The sequence below is a fragment of the Pseudoalteromonas caenipelagi genome (assembly GCF_013140855.1).
GTDB classification, from domain to species: Bacteria; Pseudomonadota; Gammaproteobacteria; order Enterobacterales; family Alteromonadaceae; genus Pseudoalteromonas; species Pseudoalteromonas caenipelagi.
Genome location: NZ_JABBPG010000009.1, coordinates 125,531 through 144,443, shown reverse-complemented (window position 1 = coordinate 144,443; position 18,913 = coordinate 125,531). Strand labels below are relative to the sequence as shown.

15 protein-coding genes are annotated in these 18,913 nt (G+C 41.4%); 7 read left to right on the top strand and 8 right to left on the bottom strand.

Annotation, left to right across the window (positions count from 1 at the left end):
* Positions 1-140 precede the first annotated feature (140 nt).
* The 3 genes from HG263_RS18075 (at position 141) to HG263_RS18065 (ending at position 3,186) form a co-directional block, all read left to right on the top strand.
* Complete coding sequence (locus HG263_RS18075) at positions 141-1,973, top strand: S8 family serine peptidase (protein ID WP_171627494.1); 1,833 nt, start codon at positions 141-143, stop codon at positions 1,971-1,973.
* A gap of 119 nt (positions 1,974-2,092) precedes the next feature.
* Complete coding sequence (locus HG263_RS18070) at positions 2,093-2,722, top strand: LysE family translocator (RefSeq protein ID WP_171627493.1); 630 nt, start codon at positions 2,093-2,095, stop codon at positions 2,720-2,722.
* A 5-nt stretch (positions 2,723-2,727) separates the two neighbouring features.
* Positions 2,728-3,186 carry a methylglyoxal synthase gene (locus HG263_RS18065; protein ID WP_171627492.1) on the top strand — a complete coding sequence of 153 codons (459 nt, stop codon included), beginning with the start codon at positions 2,728-2,730 and terminating at the stop codon, positions 3,184-3,186.
* On the opposite strand, the gene yegD is transcribed toward HG263_RS18065, so the two are convergent.
* The 6 genes from yegD to sixA all read right to left on the bottom strand — a co-directional run bounded on the left by yegD (position 3,183) and on the right by sixA (position 9,855).
* The gene (gene yegD, locus HG263_RS18060; RefSeq protein WP_171627491.1) at positions 3,183-4,550 is read right to left on the bottom strand and encodes a molecular chaperone; all 1,368 of its coding nucleotides are present in this window, start codon (positions 4,548-4,550) and stop codon (positions 3,183-3,185) included. The genes HG263_RS18065 and yegD overlap by 4 nt on opposite strands.
* Positions 4,551-4,680: 130 nt before the next feature.
* The gene (locus tag HG263_RS18055) at positions 4,681-5,517 is read right to left on the bottom strand and encodes a DNA ligase (RefSeq protein WP_171627490.1); all 837 of its coding nucleotides are present in this window, start codon (positions 5,515-5,517) and stop codon (positions 4,681-4,683) included.
* A gap of 53 nt (positions 5,518-5,570) precedes the next feature.
* Positions 5,571-6,224 (bottom strand): HAD family hydrolase, encoded by a 654-nt coding sequence (locus HG263_RS18050; RefSeq protein ID WP_171627489.1) that lies wholly within the window; start codon positions 6,222-6,224, stop codon positions 5,571-5,573.
* Positions 6,225-6,249: 25 nt separating this feature from the next.
* Complete coding sequence (locus HG263_RS18045) at positions 6,250-6,549, bottom strand: hypothetical protein (RefSeq protein WP_171627488.1); 300 nt, start codon at positions 6,547-6,549, stop codon at positions 6,250-6,252.
* A gap of 125 nt (positions 6,550-6,674) precedes the next feature.
* The gene (locus tag HG263_RS18040) at positions 6,675-8,975 is read right to left on the bottom strand and encodes a TonB-dependent receptor (protein WP_171627487.1); all 2,301 of its coding nucleotides are present in this window, start codon (positions 8,973-8,975) and stop codon (positions 6,675-6,677) included.
* A 412-nt stretch (positions 8,976-9,387) separates the two neighbouring features.
* A complete protein-coding gene (gene sixA / locus HG263_RS18035) occupies positions 9,388-9,855 on the bottom strand; it encodes a phosphohistidine phosphatase SixA (RefSeq protein ID WP_171627486.1) in 468 nt (155 codons plus the stop codon).
* A gap of 167 nt (positions 9,856-10,022) precedes the next feature.
* On the opposite strand from sixA, the gene HG263_RS18030 reads away from it, so the two are divergent.
* Both HG263_RS18030 and HG263_RS18025 read left to right on the top strand, forming a co-directional pair.
* On the top strand, positions 10,023-12,695 hold the full coding sequence (locus tag HG263_RS18030) for an insulinase family protein (RefSeq protein WP_171627485.1): 2,673 nt from the start codon (positions 10,023-10,025) through the stop codon (positions 12,693-12,695).
* 217 nt (positions 12,696-12,912) lie between these two features.
* On the top strand, positions 12,913-15,165 hold the full coding sequence (locus tag HG263_RS18025) for a putative bifunctional diguanylate cyclase/phosphodiesterase (protein WP_171627484.1): 2,253 nt from the start codon (positions 12,913-12,915) through the stop codon (positions 15,163-15,165).
* Positions 15,166-15,171: 6 nt separating this feature from the next.
* Here the strand turns inward: HG263_RS18025 and HG263_RS18020 are convergent, their stop codons facing one another.
* Positions 15,172-15,366 carry a hypothetical protein gene (locus HG263_RS18020; RefSeq protein ID WP_171627483.1) on the bottom strand — a complete coding sequence of 65 codons (195 nt, stop codon included), beginning with the start codon at positions 15,364-15,366 and terminating at the stop codon, positions 15,172-15,174.
* A 551-nt stretch (positions 15,367-15,917) separates the two neighbouring features.
* On the opposite strand from HG263_RS18020, the gene HG263_RS18015 reads away from it, so the two are divergent.
* Positions 15,918-16,319: an MmcQ/YjbR family DNA-binding protein gene (locus HG263_RS18015; protein WP_171627482.1), complete on the top strand. Its 402-nt coding sequence runs from the start codon at positions 15,918-15,920 to the stop codon at positions 16,317-16,319.
* A 158-nt stretch (positions 16,320-16,477) separates the two neighbouring features.
* On the top strand, positions 16,478-17,473 hold the full coding sequence (locus HG263_RS18010) for an ATP-dependent 6-phosphofructokinase (RefSeq protein ID WP_216628496.1): 996 nt from the start codon (positions 16,478-16,480) through the stop codon (positions 17,471-17,473).
* On the opposite strand, the gene nhaD is transcribed toward HG263_RS18010, so the two are convergent.
* Positions 17,465-18,889 (bottom strand): sodium:proton antiporter NhaD, encoded by a 1,425-nt coding sequence (gene nhaD / locus HG263_RS18005; protein ID WP_171627481.1) that lies wholly within the window; start codon positions 18,887-18,889, stop codon positions 17,465-17,467. The genes HG263_RS18010 and nhaD overlap by 9 nt on opposite strands.
* Positions 18,890-18,913 lie beyond the last annotated feature (24 nt).

Below are 18,913 nucleotides of genomic sequence, written 5' to 3'. Positions count from 1 at the left end.
TTATAAAAAAAGCAATAAATTATTCTTTACGTTACTAGCCATTTCGATCTACTCTGTTTCCCCGTTAATCAATTGTTATTTATTTAACAATCAAGTTTAACAATCGCTTCACTCATTTTAACGAACTAGAGATAATAATAATGAAACTAAACAAGTTCACTTCAGCACTAATGTTTGCCGGTATGTGTGCAGCTGCTAGCGCACAGGCTTCAGATGACCGTTACATCATTCAAGTTGAAAATAATAATAAAGGCGTTGTAAAAGCGTTAGCAAAGCAGTTGGGTGCGCAACTTCATGTCGATGGCGACGGATTTATCGCAGCAACATTTTCTGGTAAAGACTTATCTCAAGTAAGAGGCTTACTTAACAACCCACACGTAAAACTAGTTGAGCAAGACTTCAAACGTGTTCCTCTTGGCATCTACAATGATGATGCTGGAGATGCAATGACACAGCAACTTACACCCTATGCTGTTTACCAATCACAAGCTGACCAAGTTACTTTCAACGCCAACGCAGGCATGAAAGTATGTGTTATCGACTCAGGTCTTGATAGCTCTAACCCTGACTTCATCTGGGGTAACATCACCGGTGATAACGACTCAGGTACAGGTAACTGGTACGATAATGGTGGTCCTCACGGTACTCACGTAGCAGGTACTATTGGTGCTGCAGATAACAACATAGGTGTTGTTGGTATGGCACCTGGTGTTGACATGCATATCATCAAAGTATTTAACGCTGAAGGTTGGGGTTATTCTTCTGACCTAGCTCATGCTGCAAACCTTTGTTCTCAAGCGGGCGCTAATATCATCAGCATGAGTTTAGGCGGTGGTGGTTCAAATAACACTGAATCAAACGCATTTGCTAACTTTAACGCTGCAGGTGGTCTAGTGGTCGCTGCCGCTGGTAACGATGGTAACGATGTACGTTCATACCCAGCAGGTTACCCTTCAGTAATGATGATCGGTGCAAACGATGCGAACAACCAAATCGCTGATTTCTCACAATTCCCAAGCTGCGCTAGTGGTAAAGGTAAAAATACAACTGAAGACGAAACTATCTGTGTTGAAGTAACAGCCGGTGGCGTAGATACGCTTTCAACTTACCCAGCGGGTATGGCAACATCAGCAAGCTTAAACGTAGATGGCAATGTTGTTGCAAGCTCAGCTATGGAAAACTCTGGCACTGTAACTGGCAGCCTATTCTTCATGGGTACAGCTGAAGCAACTGATGCTGGCGCTGCTGGTAAAGTATGTTTAATCGACCGTGGTAATATTTCTTTCCATGACAAAGTTGCAAACTGTGAAGCATCTGGTGGTATCGGTGCGATTATCGTAAACAACGAAGCTGGCATGTTATATGGCACACTAGGTGATACTAACACTACAAGTATCCCAGCTGTAGGGGCAGCACTTGAAGACCGAGCAACACTTATGGCTGCAAGTACTGCAACTGTAAACATTGGCACAAGCGATTACGGTTTCATGAGCGGGACTTCTATGGCAACGCCTGCAGTTTCTGGTGTAGCAGCTCTTGTATGGTCAAATCACCCAGAGTGTACTGGTCAAGAGATCCGTGCAGCACTTAAAGCAACTGCAGAAGATGCTGGCGCAGCTGGTAAAGACGTATACTTCGGTTACGGTATTGTTAAAGCAGCTGATGCTGATGCTTACCTAACTGCAAACGGTTGTTCTGGTGGTGATAATGGTGGTGACCCAGGTAATGGCAGCATCGACCTTACAGCATCTGGCTACAAGCAAAAAGGTGGTAAGTACGTTGACCTTAACTGGCAAGGCGCTAGCACCAGCCAAGTAGATATTTATCGTAACGGTAGTAATATTGTCACAACTGCAAACGATAATAGCTACACGGACAGCATCAGTGGCAAGGGCGGCGGTAGCTACATCTACCAAGTATGCGAGCAAGGCAGTACGACTGTTTGTTCTGATACTCAAACTGTTGTGTTCTAAAAACCCAACCTAATTTAAGCGGGCTGCATAGCCCGCTTTTTGTTATTCCTTATATCCATTTATTTTCCCCTCAAAACAGCTTAGACTGACTGACACTGTTGTTGTTCTACTAGTTAATAATGCTCAATCCTGAATCAGTTATCTCCTTTTTAATCGCCAGCGCTGTTATCGCTGTGGCACCGGGCCCTTCTAATGCATTTTTAATGGCGCAGACGTTCACGCATGGACGTCAGGCAGGAATGAAAAGCGCGTTAGGTTTCGCTGCAGGAGGAGTAATACATACCATTTTTGCTGTAGTTGGCCTATCAGCTGTTTTAAAAGCCTCTGAGAGTGCCTATAACGCAGTGCTTTACCTTGGCGCAGCATATTTGGCTTATTTGGGTGTAATAACACTCAAAGACACCTTTAAAAAACAGATTGCGTGCGAAGACAAGCCGCATGTAAGTACAAAAAAATCGGGAAACGTCTTTGTACAGGCAATGATGACCGAGGTACTCAACCCAAAAGTTGCGTTATTCTTTATTGCGTTTATTCCTCAGTTTGTAGATCCGAGCCTCTCAAGCGCAACGTTGCAACTGGCTATATTTGGCCTTTTGTACCCAATACTCGCTTTTCCGATAGACTGTGCCTATATTTATGGCGGAGATAAAATTGCCGGTTACTTTCGCCGCCACCCAAACGCCCCGATATGGATAGATAGAATATCAGGATTCATTTTTATTGCCTTAGCCGTAAATTTAATAGTGTAAGAACAATGCAAACGACTGAACAGACTTTACCAATTACTAAAAACATTGCACTAGTTGCTCATGATGGTAAAAAAGCCGCACTCAAAAAATGGTGCCTCGCTCATGAGTCGATACTACAAACTCATAAGCTTTATGCCACAGGTACTACTGGACATGTCATAGAAAAAGAGACTGGCTTAAGCGTAGAAAAGCTACTCAGTGGTCCGATGGGTGGCGACCAGCAGATCGGCGCAAAAATTGCCGAACACCAGATCCATATGTTGATATTTTTCTGGGACCCGCTGGCATCACAACCCCATGATCCCGATGTCAAAGCTCTACTCAGACTTGCTGCAGTATGGAATATTCCAGTTGCATGTAATGAAGTCACTGCTGACTTGCTGATCAGCTCCCCTTGCATGGCGCAAGAAATAACCCGCAGCCTGCCAGATTACCAAGGTTATCTGGCTACTCGGCTTGATTAGCTATAGATTTGATGTGCCCACTTAGTTAGCCCAGCGGTAACACTACCAAAGTTGTCACCGTTGAGCATAGGAATATCACCCAAGGACTGATTAAGGGCTGCTTTTAAAAGTGGTGATTGCGCACTTCCACCTGTTAAATAAATAACATCCGGTTGTGTTTGCGCACTCGTGATCGCATCTTGTGCTAGCTCACATATTTGTTTCAAGCTATCAGTAACCGCCTCTTTAAGGTCTGTATGAGTGACGTCCTTAAATAGCTGTGGTTCAATACAATCAAGCTTTGCCATATACTCAGCATCACTCGATAATGAGATTTTGCTCAGCTCACCTTGGCGCACTACCTGATGACTCAATTTACTTTGTTGGATTTTTAATAATCTGGCTAATTTATTCGGTTCACTCACATCTCGCAACATCGCTTTTAGATTGCGGCCATTCGCCTGTGAGTAAAACTCGCTTTGCAAGTGAAGATCATTAATTTTACACGCCTGCCAATACAATTGATTTGGCATTGGCAGACCTGATTTAAGGGTAGAATCTAAACCACAAAGTGGCATAAAGTTATGATAAGCCATTGCTATATCTAGATCGTTGCCACCAAGGCGTTTACCTGTATGTGATAAAAAATCTTGATCCCGTACACTACGGCCACGAAAACTGGGGCCCATCTGTACAAAGGAGCAATCACTGGTCCCCCCACCGATATCCACGACCAAGACTTTTTGGTCTTCATGTAATCTTGATTCATAGTCAATCCCAGCCGCAAGTGGTTCATATAAAAACTCCACCTCTTTGAACCCAGCCCGTTTTGCAGCCGTCGTCAAAATATTAATGGCCTGTTGATTGCTTTGTTCACCACCGACGGCTTGAAAGTTTACTGGGCGTCCTATTACCGTATGTGTGATTGTTCGTTGAAGTTGCTGCTCTGCGCGCTGCTTGATTTGCATGATCATTGCACTGGCAATATCTTCAAAAAAAGCAATTTGCTGAGGTTTAAGCCCGATTGCACCAAAGAATGATTTAGGTGACTTAACAAAATAGCCTTCTTCAGGGAAATCGATGTATTCTTCAATGGCTGCGGTGCCAATTTGCAAGCCTGTTTCACCGCTGCCTAAATCGAGGTCTCTGCGTATTGCAGGCACGCCTTTGAGTAAACTTGCTCGAGCATTCAGATAGGCTTCAGCAAGGTCACTACCTTTTAGCTTATTTGCCACAAAATCAACCACCAACGCATTGTGTTGCGCATAGAGTGTGGAGGGTAAATAGTAACGGCCAGCTTCCAGCTCAACGAGTTGTACTTGGTGCCCATGCGCCAGTGTACCTATAGCACAATTTGAACTTCCATAATCAAAACCAACAATCATAGCGACCTCATACGACTAAAAAAGGTCGCGCAGATTATCATAGCCAATTATAAAAACTCAACTTAAATAACCTCCGCTTTGAATATGCAAATTTTCCTAATTGAGGTTAAATACCAAATAATTAACCAATTTAGAGTATCGGCCTCACTCTTAAAAAGCGTGCAAATCGAGGTTTTCCATACTTTGTAAACCCTTGATGTCGATAGGTTATTTGAGCACCAATTGGAGGCGGGTTATTACGAAGCTCATCGCTGAAGCCCGTTCCAATTTTAAACGGTACACCTTGTTCGTTTACCACTTTGAGCGCCCCCATCATCCCGGTATATTTTCCTCGCCCTGGCGAATAACCCACAACAACCGCTTCAGCGTCTTGAAATGGTTTGTACTTTAGAACCCTATCTGAACGCCCAGCAACATGTAACGCACTTTTTTGATGCAACATAACACCTTCACCTTGGTGAGAAAGTACCTGCTGGTAGTATTCATTTAGTTGCTGATTATTATAAAACTGCCACTGTGTTACTGCTTTGATATGCTCAGCACCCATTTCCAACACTTCGGCTTTATAGCTTTGATAACGCTCAACAAATGCTTGAGTCTTGTTCGGAGAATCAAAGATGAGGTATTGTACACGTCGCCACTGTTCGTCAGTGCTTTGCTTGGATCGTACTACTTTGCTTACAAATGCAAACTGCCCATAGCCTGACCAAAGTTCGCCATCAAGTGGTGATGTACCCAACGGCGCCAAAAACCATGCTGGTGCCGCTATTTTATGACCTCCTTTTGTCCGCAGCGATTGACCATCCCAAATTGCCCTGACGCCATCAAATTTTTCACTCACTAAGTAATCTGAAATTAAAATGTTTTCGTGATATTGATTAGCAAGCTCAATACGCGGTAGAGGTTGCGCAAAAACTTGCGATACAACCCATAGGTAGGTAAGTATAAACGATATCCATATTTTCATTTTAAGGCTCCTTGCACTTATCTTGAACCTTAAAATGTAGTCTAAAAGCTAGGTTATGCGAGTTGTTTTAGCGTCTCCCAAGCAGCTTGTAGGTTTTCTACATTATAAGAAGCTTGTGAGAAATCTTGCTCTTTGGAATGATGGTTTGGTACAACGATTGTCTTTAAGCCCGCTGATGTTGCTGAACTTAACCCGGTATGCGTATCTTCAATTGCTATCGCCTCACTCGATTTAAGACCCAGTAGTGAAAGCGCTTTACAATATGGTTCGGGGTGTGGTTTTGGATGTGTAACATCATCCTTGCACACAATACAAGCAAACAAACTATCGAGAGCATAGTGCTTAAGTACAGGTAATGCTTCTTCTCTCGTGCTTCCCGTTACTAGAGCCAAAATGTATTGCTTACTTGCTAGTTTGAGCACTTCGTCCGCGTTAGGCATCAGGCTCGGTAACATGGTTGCAGCAACATCAACAAATAAACGATTTTTCTGCTCTGCTAGCAGCTGTGCTTGTGTGTTCAATTTATGTCGCTGATTAAGTATTTCAGCGGATTTTAAGGTTGGTACACCTGAAAACTCATCACAAAACGCTAACTCGTCATAGCTCACTTGCCAAGGTGCTAAGACTCGCATCCAGCTTTGGAAATGGAGCGCTTCAGAATCCACTAGGGTCCCATCAAAATCAAATAAAATGGCTCGTAAACTCATCACCCGCTCCTTGAACAGATTTAAATTATTGGCTTAGTCCTGCAGGTGGCTCAGCACTTGCTTCTAAGCCACTCTCAACTTCAACAAGCTCGTAGCCTCTTGGCTTTCTAACAACTTTCAAAATCGGTTTTTCAAATGCTGATTTTAAACGTTCGGTATCCGCAAGCAACTCGTCAATTGTGCGTCCAAAAGGCGCAGCACCTGTTTCTGACCAGTTGGTAACTTTTCCATTTAGGTTATATTCAACCTCATGAATTTGATAAAGCGCTTCTTCATCTTTTGTTGCTTCGCAAAAGATCACGCGATAATTCCAAAATCCAGACATAGTTATTCTCTTCATTAGATGATTTGTATGACTTTATCAGCTCTCGCTGTGCTTTTCATTACAGGCAATAAAAAACCCGCGTCAAACGCGGGTTTTTTCACCATGAATTATCATTTCAGACTGTTTTAGAAGAAACGAACTTTGAACTCAGCACCAATGAAACGCTCTTCATTCAACATGCCTGTGTTATTGTTGAAGTCTACGCCGCCAATAACCACTTGCTCATCAAATAAGTTACGAACAAATGCCGACACTTCATATTCATTGTCACCCGATGTCCACATGTAACCTGTACGAATACCGGTTTCAAAAAGTGCTTCACCTTCAAACTCAACTGATTTATACAAGAAGAAATCAATCTCGCTACGATATGACATATCGCCATATACGAAGAAGTCACCACCAGCTAACTCTTTGGTATAACGAAGTGTCGCGTTAGCAATCCACTCTGGAGCATGTGGAAGGCTATTGCCGTTTAAAATAGCTCTTTTCTCAGGACCAAAAGCTCCTTGGATTTCGTACGTAGGGTCTGTCACAGTACATTGGCTACAGATAGCAACAGCTAGAGCATCATCTTTAAGCTCTGTTTTGTTATAGCTTAAGTTGAAAGTAGCATTTAACTCATCAGTTAAAACCCACTCTGTGTCTAGCTCAAAACCATAACCTGTTGTTTTATCAGCGTTAACTAAACGATTGAAGTTAGCGCCACCGCCTACAGCTGTAAGCTGTTGATCATCCATTTGATAGTAGAATACAGTCGCATTTACACGACCTTGACCATCAAGTACATCTGATTTGATACCCGCTTCAATTGAGTTCGTCGTCTCTGACTGTGCAACAGTTACTTCATCACCGAATAAGATACGACCTTGAACACTTGGTGCTCTAAAACCATTAGCGATACGTGCAAACAAGTTAATATCATCGCTGTATTTGTATGCTGCGCTTAAATCCCAGCTTACATGGCTGTCGCTTGGGTTCGCAGTCTTGGCTAACAGATCTGCAGCACCCACAGGGCTCTTAGTGCGTTTTGCTGAAAACTCTTTATCATCATCTGAATAACGAAGACCTGCTGTAATTTTAAGGTCGTCAGTTACAGTGAAGTCAAATGAGCCGAACAAAGCCCAAGCTGAGGTATCTTGATTTTGTACTGCGTAGCCATTTTGCAGGCCATAGTTATTCGCAGCAGCATCATAACTTAATGTATCGTAAGAGAAGCTTTCTATTGTTAAATCTTCTTCAAATAAGAACACACCAACTTGATAATTGAAGTCTCCAGAGAAGTTGCTTGATAGACGCAGCTCTTGTGTGTACTGATCATGATCAGGAATGGCATCTGCGGTTTCTGATGGGAAAGGAATAATACCAGGACCTTGGAAACCAATAAACGCAGCACCATAACCACCATCAACATCCGCGCGAGAGTATATTTCTGCACTTTCCCAAGCGGTAATCGAGGTAACAGTATGCTCAGCTAAATCCCACTCTAATTTCAGGTTAAGACCTTGAGAGTCTACCTGCTGAGTAGAGCGAGAAGCGGCATCATGATAAACAACATCGTTATCGTAAATCGGGTTGATATTGTTGCTGCCCTTTTCGATTAAGTTGGCACGAAAAGCAATCGGGCGACCGTCTAAATCACGCACATGGTAATTTAATAGACCAGTGAAATCCTCACCTTCGTACAAGAATTGAATTCGTGCTGCTTTTTCATCATAGCCACCGAGTGAATCTTCTTTTTCAAATCCAGGCGCTTTAACATCGATGTAATCTTCTTTATCTTGCCAAAGTACAGAGACACGCGCAGATAAGCGATCAGTTAAACCAGTACCCGCAGCACCTTCAAAGTCAACAGCACCTTTACTACCGTAAGAAACAGCACCGTAAGCATCAAACGATTGGCTTGGCTTAACTGAATCAAACTTCACAAGACCTGCCGGAGTATTACGACCGAATAGTGTTCCCTGTGGACCACGAAGTACTTCAATACGAGCGATATCAAATACAGGGAAACCTTTTAGAATCGGGTTTTCTTGAACAACTTCATCAACTACCAGTGATACCGGCTGAGAGGCATTTAAATCAAAATCGGTGTTACCAAGTCCACGAACATAAAAGCGCGGAAATGTACGGCCAAAAGAAGACTCTACAGATAAGCTCGGAATTTTCGCATTCATAAAGCGAATATCCATACCCGCAGAGCTATATGCATCAAGATTGTCACCTTGCAGCGCAGATACACTTACCGGAACTTCCTGTGCGTTTTCAACACGCTTACGCGCAGTAATCTGAATCACTTCTAGTTGGTTGTTTTTCGCATCAGGGGTTTGTTCAGCGGCGAGAGTAGAAAATGAAGTACCTGCTACAGCAGAGAACAACGTTGCATTGATTAAAGTAGCTAACGTAGATCTTTTCATTGCTTTCATGTTGGGATTTAACCTTTTATATGCACTCTTTTTGTTCAACGGTAGTATGGTCGCCGTATCACCTTGGCGTGGTACGTTCAATTTTTCGCGTTTGTAAATTATTTTACGCGGACCTTGCAACCGAGAGTGCAAAGCGAACCTGCAAGGCTGAACGTGACGCCCACATTATAGCAGCAAATTAAAATATTACTGCCAAGCCAACAACAAAAAATAGTGTTTTTTGAATTTTTAGCAACAAGAAGCCGGACGTTTACAGCTTTTAGCAACAAAAAAAGCCACCAGTGCGGACATATGTCCTTGCATCAAAGCAACCGCGATGTTTGGCGTCGGTTCCGTGTTCCTACTTTTGAAATCTAACCGTTAACAATTTAGAGACAGAGTAAAAACTCAGTAAACTTCAAGCACAATATGACTATAGAGACGGAGAATTCATGCTCTTAAAATCCCCTTTTTGCGTAACTTCGTCGTATTCAATGACAGCAACAGCTGCCGTGTTAAAAATCGGCAACTGCTCTGGACACAGTTGCTCAACCAAATAGCTCACTATGGGCATATGAGCAACGATAAGCCATACATCTAACTCTGTATTTAGGCTAATTAAGGTTTCAAGGTAATCAATCGCAAATGCGGCGTTGCCAGTTGGGACAATATCCTTGCATATTTCTACATACGTCACATCGTTAATGGCTAGCACCTGTTGTGCCGTTTGCTGTGCTCTTGTATACGGACTTACCAACAGCGCTTGTGGTTTGTAATGCCCCTTTAACCACCACGCCATCTCTTTCGCCTGGTTAACGCCTCGGCCAGTAAGTGGTCGCGATTCATCATTTACCTTCACTGGTGCTGCTTCGCCATGACGCATAATTAGAATAGTTTTCATCGCACTCTCGAATATTCTTGTTAAATTTGCCAGATAACCAGTAGCTAATTACCGTGTTTGTTCGCTATATTAAAACAAACGACTCTTAAACTTAAAGTAAAGTGGCACCATATAGATAGTTCACTTATTGTCTCTTTGCTCACATTTTCTATATCGGCGGCAACAATTTGAAAGTTAGTAATAATGATAATCGCACATATCACCAGCTCAAACTCGACAATGGTCTACAAGTTTTACTAGTTAGTGATTATTCGAGCGATAAATCAGCCGCAGCGCTTACAGTTAATGCCGGCCACTTCGATGATCCAATAGATCGCCAAGGCATGGCACATTTTCTAGAACATATGTTATTTTTGGGTACGAAGCAACACCCACAGCCTGGTCATTTTTCACAATTTATTAGTCAATCAGGTGGACAAAGCAATGCTTGGACTGGCACTGAGCATAGTTGCTACTTTTTTGACTGTGCTCAACAACAATTTTTTAGTGCACTCTCGTTATTCTCAGAGTTTTTTATTGATCCTCTGTTAGATGTTTCACAAACCGAAAACGAACGAAATGCCATCGATGCCGAATTTAAAATGAAGGTAAAAGATGACGGCAGACGAATTTATCAAGTGCATAAAGAAACAGTTAACCCATCGCATCCATTTTCCAAATTTTCTGTGGGTAATAAAGAAACTTTAGAAAATCGCGATCTGTGTATTGCTCAAGAAGTACGTGATTTTTTTGAAAAGCAATATCAAGCACAATGGATGACCCTCGTTGTTGCCGGCCCTCACTCTTTAGCTGAACTCGAAACACATACACGCGAGCTATTTAGTGCTGTGAAAGGATCAAAAACACCCAAAGCGCAAATTCAAGCGCCACTTTATAGAAAGCAAGACTTAGGGTTATTGCTGCACATTGCACCAAGAAAACACATGCAAAAGCTCATTGTCAGCTTCGCTATGAATGGTATCGACAACTTATATAAACATAAATGCGCCAGCTTTTTAGCACACTTGCTCGGTTACGAAGGCGAAGGGTCTCTTTATTCTATTTTAAAAGAACAAGGGTGGATTAATGCACTCTCCGCAGGTGGTGGGATCAGTGGTAGTAATTTTAAAGACTTCAACATCAGTTTTGCGTTAACCGATGAAGGCATAGACTATTATGAAGACATTGTTGAAATGCTGTTTGAATATATCGCCTTAATTAAGTCAAACACAGCATCTTTACCACAACTTTATAAAGATAAAAAAACCTTATTGGATATCGCTTTTAATAACCAAGAACCAAGTCGCTTATTAGAGTGGGTTAGCACCATCAGTGTAAATATGCACCACTATGAAAGTGAAGACTATTTATACGGTGATTATATAATGCAAGGCTTTGATGAAGCTTTACATACTCGCCTATGCGGCTATTTAACCCCTCAAAATATGCGTATCGTACTCATTCACCCTGATGTTGAAGCCCAACTAAAGGCAAAGTGGTATCACACCCCTTATCAAGTTGAACAACTGAGTAACGAGTGGCTAAATGCATTAGATAATATTGATACGCCGCTGCCTGAAATGCTATTGCCCAAGGTCAACCCCTATCTGCAAGTTGAAAACGAACTATATGATGTTACACAACAAAGCCAAATCCCCGATTTACTTAAAGATAAGCCAGGCTTTGCTTTTTGGTTTAAACAAGACGCCACTTTTCGTGTCACCAAAGGCCATTTCTACATAGAAATTGATTCTTTGCTGAGCATAAAAAATACTAAGCATATGGCAATGACTCGCTTATTTGCGGATTTATTAATGGACAGCATGGCTGAACAATATTACCCAGCTGAACTTGCGGGGCTTAATTACCACATAAACTCACACCAAGGCGGACTCACCCTGCACACTGCTGGGCTGTCAGGAAATCAAATAACTTTAGCGCTTCAATTACTTGAACATATGCTCAAGGCAGTCATTAGCGCGCCTCGTTTTGCAGAGTACAAAAAGCAGCTAATTAGACATTGGAAGAACCATAACCACAATAAACCGGTCAGTGAGCTTTTCAGCGTACTAGGTGCCAAACTGATGCCATGGAACCCAGAACCAATGGCTTTAGCAAAAGCACTGAAAAACATAAGTTTCAATGAGTTTTGCCAGTTCCGAAGTCAGTTTTTTGATTCAATTCATATCAAGGCTTTTTTGCACGGTAACTGGCAACAAGAACACGCGCACAACATGCAAAAACAGCTACGTAAACTGTTTACTAATAGCGAAATACTAGAAGACTTAAAACGACCGCTGGTGGTATTAAATAATTACCAAGAACATTGCATTGACAAACCGAACTGTGAGCATGCATTGGTTTACTATATTCAAGCACAAACAGAAGATGTCTTTGAAAAGGTAGCGCTAATGACTCTCAACCAACTCGTTAGCAATCAATATTTCGAAACACTGCGTACTCAGCAACAGCTGGGCTATTTGGTAGGTGCAGGCTATGCACCTTTCAATACCAGAGCTGGTGTTGCATTTTATATCCAATCACCTAATGTGGATGCTGAGCAGCTTCAGAAAAAACATGACTTGTTTATCACGCAATTCATCAGTGAACTTGACTCACTTGATGATGAAGCTTGGCGTGATGCCAAACGAGCACTGCGCTTGCAAATTGCAGAAAAAGATAAAAACTTACGGTTACGAGCACAGCGATTTTGGATAGCAATTACCAATGATGACCACCAATTTAACATGCAAAAAAGGTTAGTTAAGCAGCTCGACTCCTTACAAAAAGAGCAGCTAATTAGCTATGTAAATAAGGTGTTTTCTCCTTCCTATCCCAAAATTGCACTACGTTGTAATTAAAGGTGGATTGGGTTGCTGATGCAGCCCTAATGAACGAATGGATTGTTGGCTTATCGATTCGATTGACAATAAATCGCTGCACTCCCATTTCAACGTTGCAAAAATATCAATCAAATATCAACTTAGGGACCTAAAAAAGACACAAATATAATAAATACCTTTGACTCATTCTCTCGCTTCATTTAGATTAGGGTGTGCGAAAAAGAGTTGTGCATCTATGATAAAAGAAACAATAAAAGCAATAATCATCATGATGCTGTTGAACTCAGTGCTTAGCGCCCCCTTATTAGCACTTAACCTTAATCAACAGCTAAACCACCTAGAACCTCTCTGGGCTGGGATCTGTGTAACTTTTTTCACCCTCTCTATTTATTTACTTTACAGCAATAAAAAGCTTAAACGCGCACAGACCGCATTACAGCTCTCTGAACAAAGATTAAAAAGTACGGTTGAAGGAAGTGGCGATACACTCTGGGACTGGAATATTGCAACAGGCGAAGTAGTTCGTATTAACGATAAGTATATGATGCATAAAAGTAGCAAAAGCCACTTTATTCCTAATTCACATCGTATTCATCCTCAAGACTTATCCCTTGTCGATAAGTTATTAAAACAACACTTCGCTGAAAAAACCGCTTTTTTTGAGGCCAGCTATCGACTCAAAGATAACTTAGATCAATATCACTGGGTGCTTGATAGAGGCAAGATAATTGAAAAAGACGGTAACTTAAACCCAATAAGAATGACGGGAACTGTGAGGGATATTAGTCACCTAAAAAGCACTGAAGAGCGCTTAAACCTGTTCGCTAAGTGTGTCGAGTCCCTCACAGATGCTATTGCTATTTATGACCACCATTTTCGTCTTGTAGATTTAAACCCCAGTTATTTATTGTTATTCGGTGGTAATAGAGGTCAATATATTGGCAAAATGTTTAGCTTGCCGGGCTATGATGAGCGTTATATTAATCAGGTCAAAACAAGTCTTAGAGAAACCGATCATTGGCAAGAAGAGCTGCGACTTCGCAACCACAACGACGTTCTGCTCCCAATTGAAGTTACCATAGATGAAATCAAGAACTCTCATGGGCAAATTACAAACTATGTTGTTGTTTATTCTGATCTAACTGAACGGAAGAAAGCTGAATCACAATTACACAACCTGTCGAATAGAGATAGAACAACCGGCCTGCCCAATCGCAACTTGTTTTTTACTAATCTAAAAAAGCTAGCACGCCAAGATACCCATCACGCACTGTTGGTGTTCGACTTAGACAACTTTAAAAAAATTAATGATTCCCTAGGTCACCAACTTGGAGACAGTTTACTGGCGAAGTTGGCAATGCGGCTAAATAAATTAGTACGGCAAAAAGATACATTATATCGTCTTGGCGGAGACGAATTTGCGTTAGTGATGTCTGGCACCAATGATATTCATACTATTACCCGTACTGCGAAACAGTTTCTCGCTGCGATTGCGACGCCTTTTAAAATGGCAAATCATGAGCTTGTTATTACCTCATCGGTCGGTATTGTACTGTTTCCAGAAGATGGCTCCACTCCTGAAATATTGCTAAAAAATGCCGATACAGCAATGTATCACGCCAAGCAAAAGGGTAACCACTACTTGTTTTTCAATGATTCAATGAATGCACAAGCAGTAAAAAGATTACAAATAGAAAACTTGATGCGCTTTGGCCTCAAAGAAGACCATTTTGTTGTGTATTACCAACCTAAAATGGATATAAAAACGGGCCGCTTAGTTGGCATGGAAGCATTGGTTCGTTTTATAACGCCGAAAAAAGGCATAATTAGTCCTGGCGTTTTCATTCCTATTGCCGAAGAAACAGGACAGATTATAGAAATTGGAGAAGTTGTTTTAGATAAGGCATGTAAAGACGTAAAACGTTGGATAGACCAAGATCTGTTTGATGGTCGTGTTGCCGTGAATTTATCCGCCAAACAATTCAGTCTGCCAGATTTGACGACTAGAATTGATATTATCTTACAAAAAAATCAGCTACCTTCTTATTTTCTTGAGCTAGAAATCACAGAAGGGACCATCATGGATGATCCCAAAGAAGCCATTTCAATCATGCGCTCTCTCAGTGCTCGTGGAATACACCTTGCCATTGATGACTTTGGTACAGGATATTCCTCACTCGCCTATTTAAAACAATTTCCTCTTAACACGCTTAAGGTTGATAAAGCGTTTGTGGATGACATGGTATCTGAAAGAGGTCGAAATATGGTTGACTCTATTGTCACAATTGCTCACAACCTAGACCTACATGTTGTGGCCGAAGGCGTAGAAAAAGCAGAGCAATTAGCCGCGTTAGAGCAGCTTAACTGTCAAACCATTCAAGGGTACTTTTACTCGAAGCCACTATCAGCCAGTGAATTTACTGCTTTTCTAAAAGCACAAAAACAGCGCGAAAATAATAACCAGCCACAATTAAAAGTTGTTAATTAGGTAGGGCTATGCTTTCCAAATGCAGTACGTTGTCACTTGGCTGCGAAGCCACGCTCTACGATGATGCACGTTAAATAAATACCAAGCTCCAGGACCACACATAAGGCCCGCAAATACCCAACGCTTAATCGGCATACCTTTACGCACGGCTTCCACATAAAGAATCACAGCACTTAACAACGACAACAAAAACCACACCATATCTAAAGCAAACCTAGAGGCCTATTGAAAGGTTGCGCATCATAACAAAAAGAATGTTTTTTGTACAATCAAACATTAATTGTTGCAAAATATTGCATTATTTAATTTAATAGCACCACAATTCAGTGTTTGATAAGTAAAAAAATTCATACTTTTTTGATACTCAGTTGATTATTAAATAATTTATTTAATTGTTATCTACACTGTGTTGTAAATTGAAACTACGAGGTATGGTTTTTCTTAGCAGAATGTCTTTTGCATTACTCAGCGCTGTTAGCGTTGCCATGATGCATCATGACAAAACTCCGGAATGTTCATACTTAAGAACAAATGGAGTGATACATATCATTAGTGTTTTGTACTCTTGAACAAACAAATTGAACTTATTTAAGTTTAATACCTTGGTTAAGGTAAACTCTTTGTTTGGAAGTTTGAGTTATGATGCACTTTAGCTGTGCATTTAAAGCTCGGTGATTATCGTATTTTTACAATAGCTGCTAAAATTAAATCATGTTGTTTTAAATTATTTAGTTACGTCAAGGACACGATCAATGGATCATAAAAGCGTACACGACTATTTGCAGAGTAAACCTGCAACGTTTATTACACAACCATTTGCACAAGATACTGATGTATACAAAGTGCAACATAAGATGTTCGCTACCCTTTCAGAGGGTAAAGAAGGTCAGGTTGATGCTAACGGTGAGTTAGTCTGGTGGCTTAATTTGAAGTGCGATCCTGATGAAGCATTGCTACTTCGAGATGAGTTTCCTGCTATTGTGCCCGGTTACCATATGAACAAACGTTTATGGAACACGATTATCTTAGATGGCTCAGTGCCTGATGATAAAATCAAAGAAATGATTGATAAATCATATGATATCGTTGTTGATAACTTACCAACTGCACAAAAAGAAGAACTTGCAAAAATTGCAAGTACACTAAACAAATAATTTGGTAAAGTTTGGCCTCCCCCACTCAAAAGTGGGGGCCATTTCTTTATTTTCATATCTACCTCCCCTCCCTTACACTCCAAAAGCACCTTGAAATTGATTAAGTTATACGTGATTGTATCTATAATCAAAAATACATGTCTTAAAGAGGGAATATCATGAAAAAAGTCGCAGTACTCACAAGCGGTGGTGACTCACCAGCAATGAATGCAGCAATTCGAGCAATCGTTTTAAGTTGTCACTATCACCAATTACAATGTACAGGCTTTTACCACGGTTATAATGGACTTATTAATGATCAACATGTCGATATGCATCAATTTGATATTAACTCTGCGCTACAACAAGGTGGAACAATTTTAAAAAGCGCACGATGCCAAGCTATGCTCACTGAAGAAGGCGTCATGCAAGCTTGTAATACATTAAGAAAGCATGATATCGATGCACTGATAGTGATTGGCGGTGATGGCTCCTTAAAAGGTCTAAAAGAGATCAAACAACACTGGGAAAAACCTGTAATCGGCTTACCCGGTACCATTGATAATGATTTAAGCGGTACCGACTCTACCATAGGCTTTGCCACCGCTGTGACAACAGCAACACATGCTATTGATAAGATTCGCGATACTGCCAATGCATTCGAACGAATTTTTATTGTAGAAGTAATGGGTAGACACAGTGGCCATATCGCATTTAATGTCGGTATTGCGACAGGCGCAGAAGCCATCATTTCTTTCGAAAACTTCACTCCAGATCAAGCCAGCAGCAAAGTCGCAGAAATACTCAAAGGTGTTGAAAAACAAAAACGCACTCATGGCAGCTTTTTAATCGTATTGGCTGAAAACTTGTGGCCTGGCGGTGCTCATGCATTAAAAGCAAGTTTAAGCGAACAAGGTCAAGTTGACAGTGCTTTGTGTATTTTAGGCCATATTCAACGTGGAGGGAGTCCAGTGCCTGAAGACAGAAACCTCGCGACAGAACTGGGAATTGCGTCAATTGAGGCGATCTTAGATGGCCAAGACAATGTGATGATTGGCAAATTATCTGGCACTGTTGTTGCCACTGCATTAGAGGACGTGATTAACACGCCAAAACCGGTGAGCAGTCACTGGGTGAAAGCTCACCAAAGGCAATTAACACATTACTTAAAATAACTCTGCGTTTAGCCAAAGATGCGTTAGGACACTTGCAATATATCCTAACGCAATAACAGGCGCCCATTTTAAGTGGCCAAAAAATGTATAATACCCTCGCGCTTGGCCCATCAGAGCAACACCAGCTGCAGAACCAATTGACAGCAAGCTACCACCTACCCCTGCGGTTAATGTGATCAGTAACCACTGGCCATGCGACATCTCAGGTTGCATAGACAACACAGCAAACATCACTGGAATATTATCAATCACCGACGATAAAATACCTAAAAACACATTTGCGCTTGTGGCGCTCCATTGTCCGTAAAGCACTTCTGATAGTAAGCTTAAATAACCTAAAAAGCCCAAACCACCAACGCACATTACAATCCCATAAAAGAACAGCAGCGTATCCCACTCAGCGCGAGCCACTTTATTGAAAATATCAAATGGCACCATGCTTCCTAACATATCGATACGCCGACGGTCTCCTTCTCTTTGCGCCTTCGTTTGACGCCGTTTCAAAGTGACTCTTAAGTAATAACCAAAGAACTGCAGATAACCAAGCCCCATCATCATTCCCATCACAGGTGGCATGTGTAACAGGCTATGACACAAAACAGCCGTTAACACCGTCAACAAGAACAAGATGAGAATACGTCTAGCACCTCGCTGCATAGTAACAGGAGCAAACACCGCAGAAGGATTTTTCTTTTCTATAAACAAACTCATTATGGCCGCTGGCACCATATAATTTACAAGTGAAGGGAAAAATAAAGACAGAAACTCGTTAAACTGTACCAGTCCCGCCTGCCAGACCATCAGCGTAGTAATATCGCCAAAAGGACTAAATGCACCGCCAGCGTTAGCCGCTATGACAACATTAATACAGCTGATGTTGATAAAGCGTTTATCACCTTCAGCAACTTTCATTACTACCGCACACATCAGCAATGCGGTGGTTAAGTTATCTGCTATCGGAGAGATAAAAAATGCGAGGAAACCTGTTATCCAAAACAAACTTTGGTAGCTAAAACCTCTTTGAATCATCCACGCTCGTAACCTATCGAATACTTTGCGCTCTTCTAAGGCATTGATATATGTCATTGCAACAAGCAAAAAGAGCATCAACTCCGCGTATTCAAGTAAATTGTGTCTAAATGCATGCTCTGTAACGTGAGAAATATCATGGGTGACATAATAGAGACTTATGAGGGCCCAGATTATCCCTGCCGCCACCAATACCGGTTTGGACTTTCTCAGGTGTAGTTTTTCTTCAAGCATAACGAGCGCATATGCAACAACAAAAATGGCTACACAAATTATCCCTACAGTAGAAGTTGTTAAGTCTATTTTTTCTTCACTGGCCAATGCTGGCGCGGTAAACCCCATTAAAAGTAGAATAAACAAGCCAAGCTTGCTGTTAAGTGCACCCATATTTTTACCTTAATATTTTATTGT

Excerpts from the sequence above, each read along its gene's own strand:
- HG263_RS18070 (WP_171627493.1), top strand. The coding sequence starts at position 2,093 with ATGCTCAATCCTGAATCAGTTATCTCCTTTTTAATCGCCAGCGCTGTT.
- HG263_RS18065 (WP_171627492.1), top strand. The coding sequence starts at position 2,728 with ATGCAAACGACTGAACAGACTTTACCAATTACTAAAAACATTGCACTA.
- sixA (WP_171627486.1), bottom strand. The coding sequence starts at position 9,855 with ATGAAAACTATTCTAATTATGCGTCATGGCGAAGCAGCACCAGTGAAG.
- nhaD (WP_171627481.1), bottom strand. The coding sequence starts at position 18,889 with ATGGGTGCACTTAACAGCAAGCTTGGCTTGTTTATTCTACTTTTAATG.
- HG263_RS18015 (WP_171627482.1), top strand. The coding sequence starts at position 15,918 with ATGGATCATAAAAGCGTACACGACTATTTGCAGAGTAAACCTGCAACG.
- HG263_RS18020 (WP_171627483.1), bottom strand. The coding sequence starts at position 15,366 with ATGGTGTGGTTTTTGTTGTCGTTGTTAAGTGCTGTGATTCTTTATGTG.
- HG263_RS18055 (WP_171627490.1), bottom strand. The coding sequence starts at position 5,517 with ATGAAAATATGGATATCGTTTATACTTACCTACCTATGGGTTGTATCG.
- HG263_RS18040 (WP_171627487.1), bottom strand. The coding sequence starts at position 8,975 with ATGAAAGCAATGAAAAGATCTACGTTAGCTACTTTAATCAATGCAACG.
- HG263_RS18010 (WP_216628496.1), top strand. The coding sequence starts at position 16,478 with ATGAAAAAAGTCGCAGTACTCACAAGCGGTGGTGACTCACCAGCAATG.
- HG263_RS18045 (WP_171627488.1), bottom strand. The coding sequence starts at position 6,549 with ATGTCTGGATTTTGGAATTATCGCGTGATCTTTTGCGAAGCAACAAAA.
- HG263_RS18050 (WP_171627489.1), bottom strand. The coding sequence starts at position 6,224 with ATGAGTTTACGAGCCATTTTATTTGATTTTGATGGGACCCTAGTGGAT.
- HG263_RS18025 (WP_171627484.1), top strand. The coding sequence starts at position 12,913 with ATGATAAAAGAAACAATAAAAGCAATAATCATCATGATGCTGTTGAAC.
- HG263_RS18075 (WP_171627494.1), top strand. The coding sequence starts at position 141 with ATGAAACTAAACAAGTTCACTTCAGCACTAATGTTTGCCGGTATGTGT.
- yegD (WP_171627491.1), bottom strand. The coding sequence starts at position 4,550 with ATGATTGTTGGTTTTGATTATGGAAGTTCAAATTGTGCTATAGGTACA.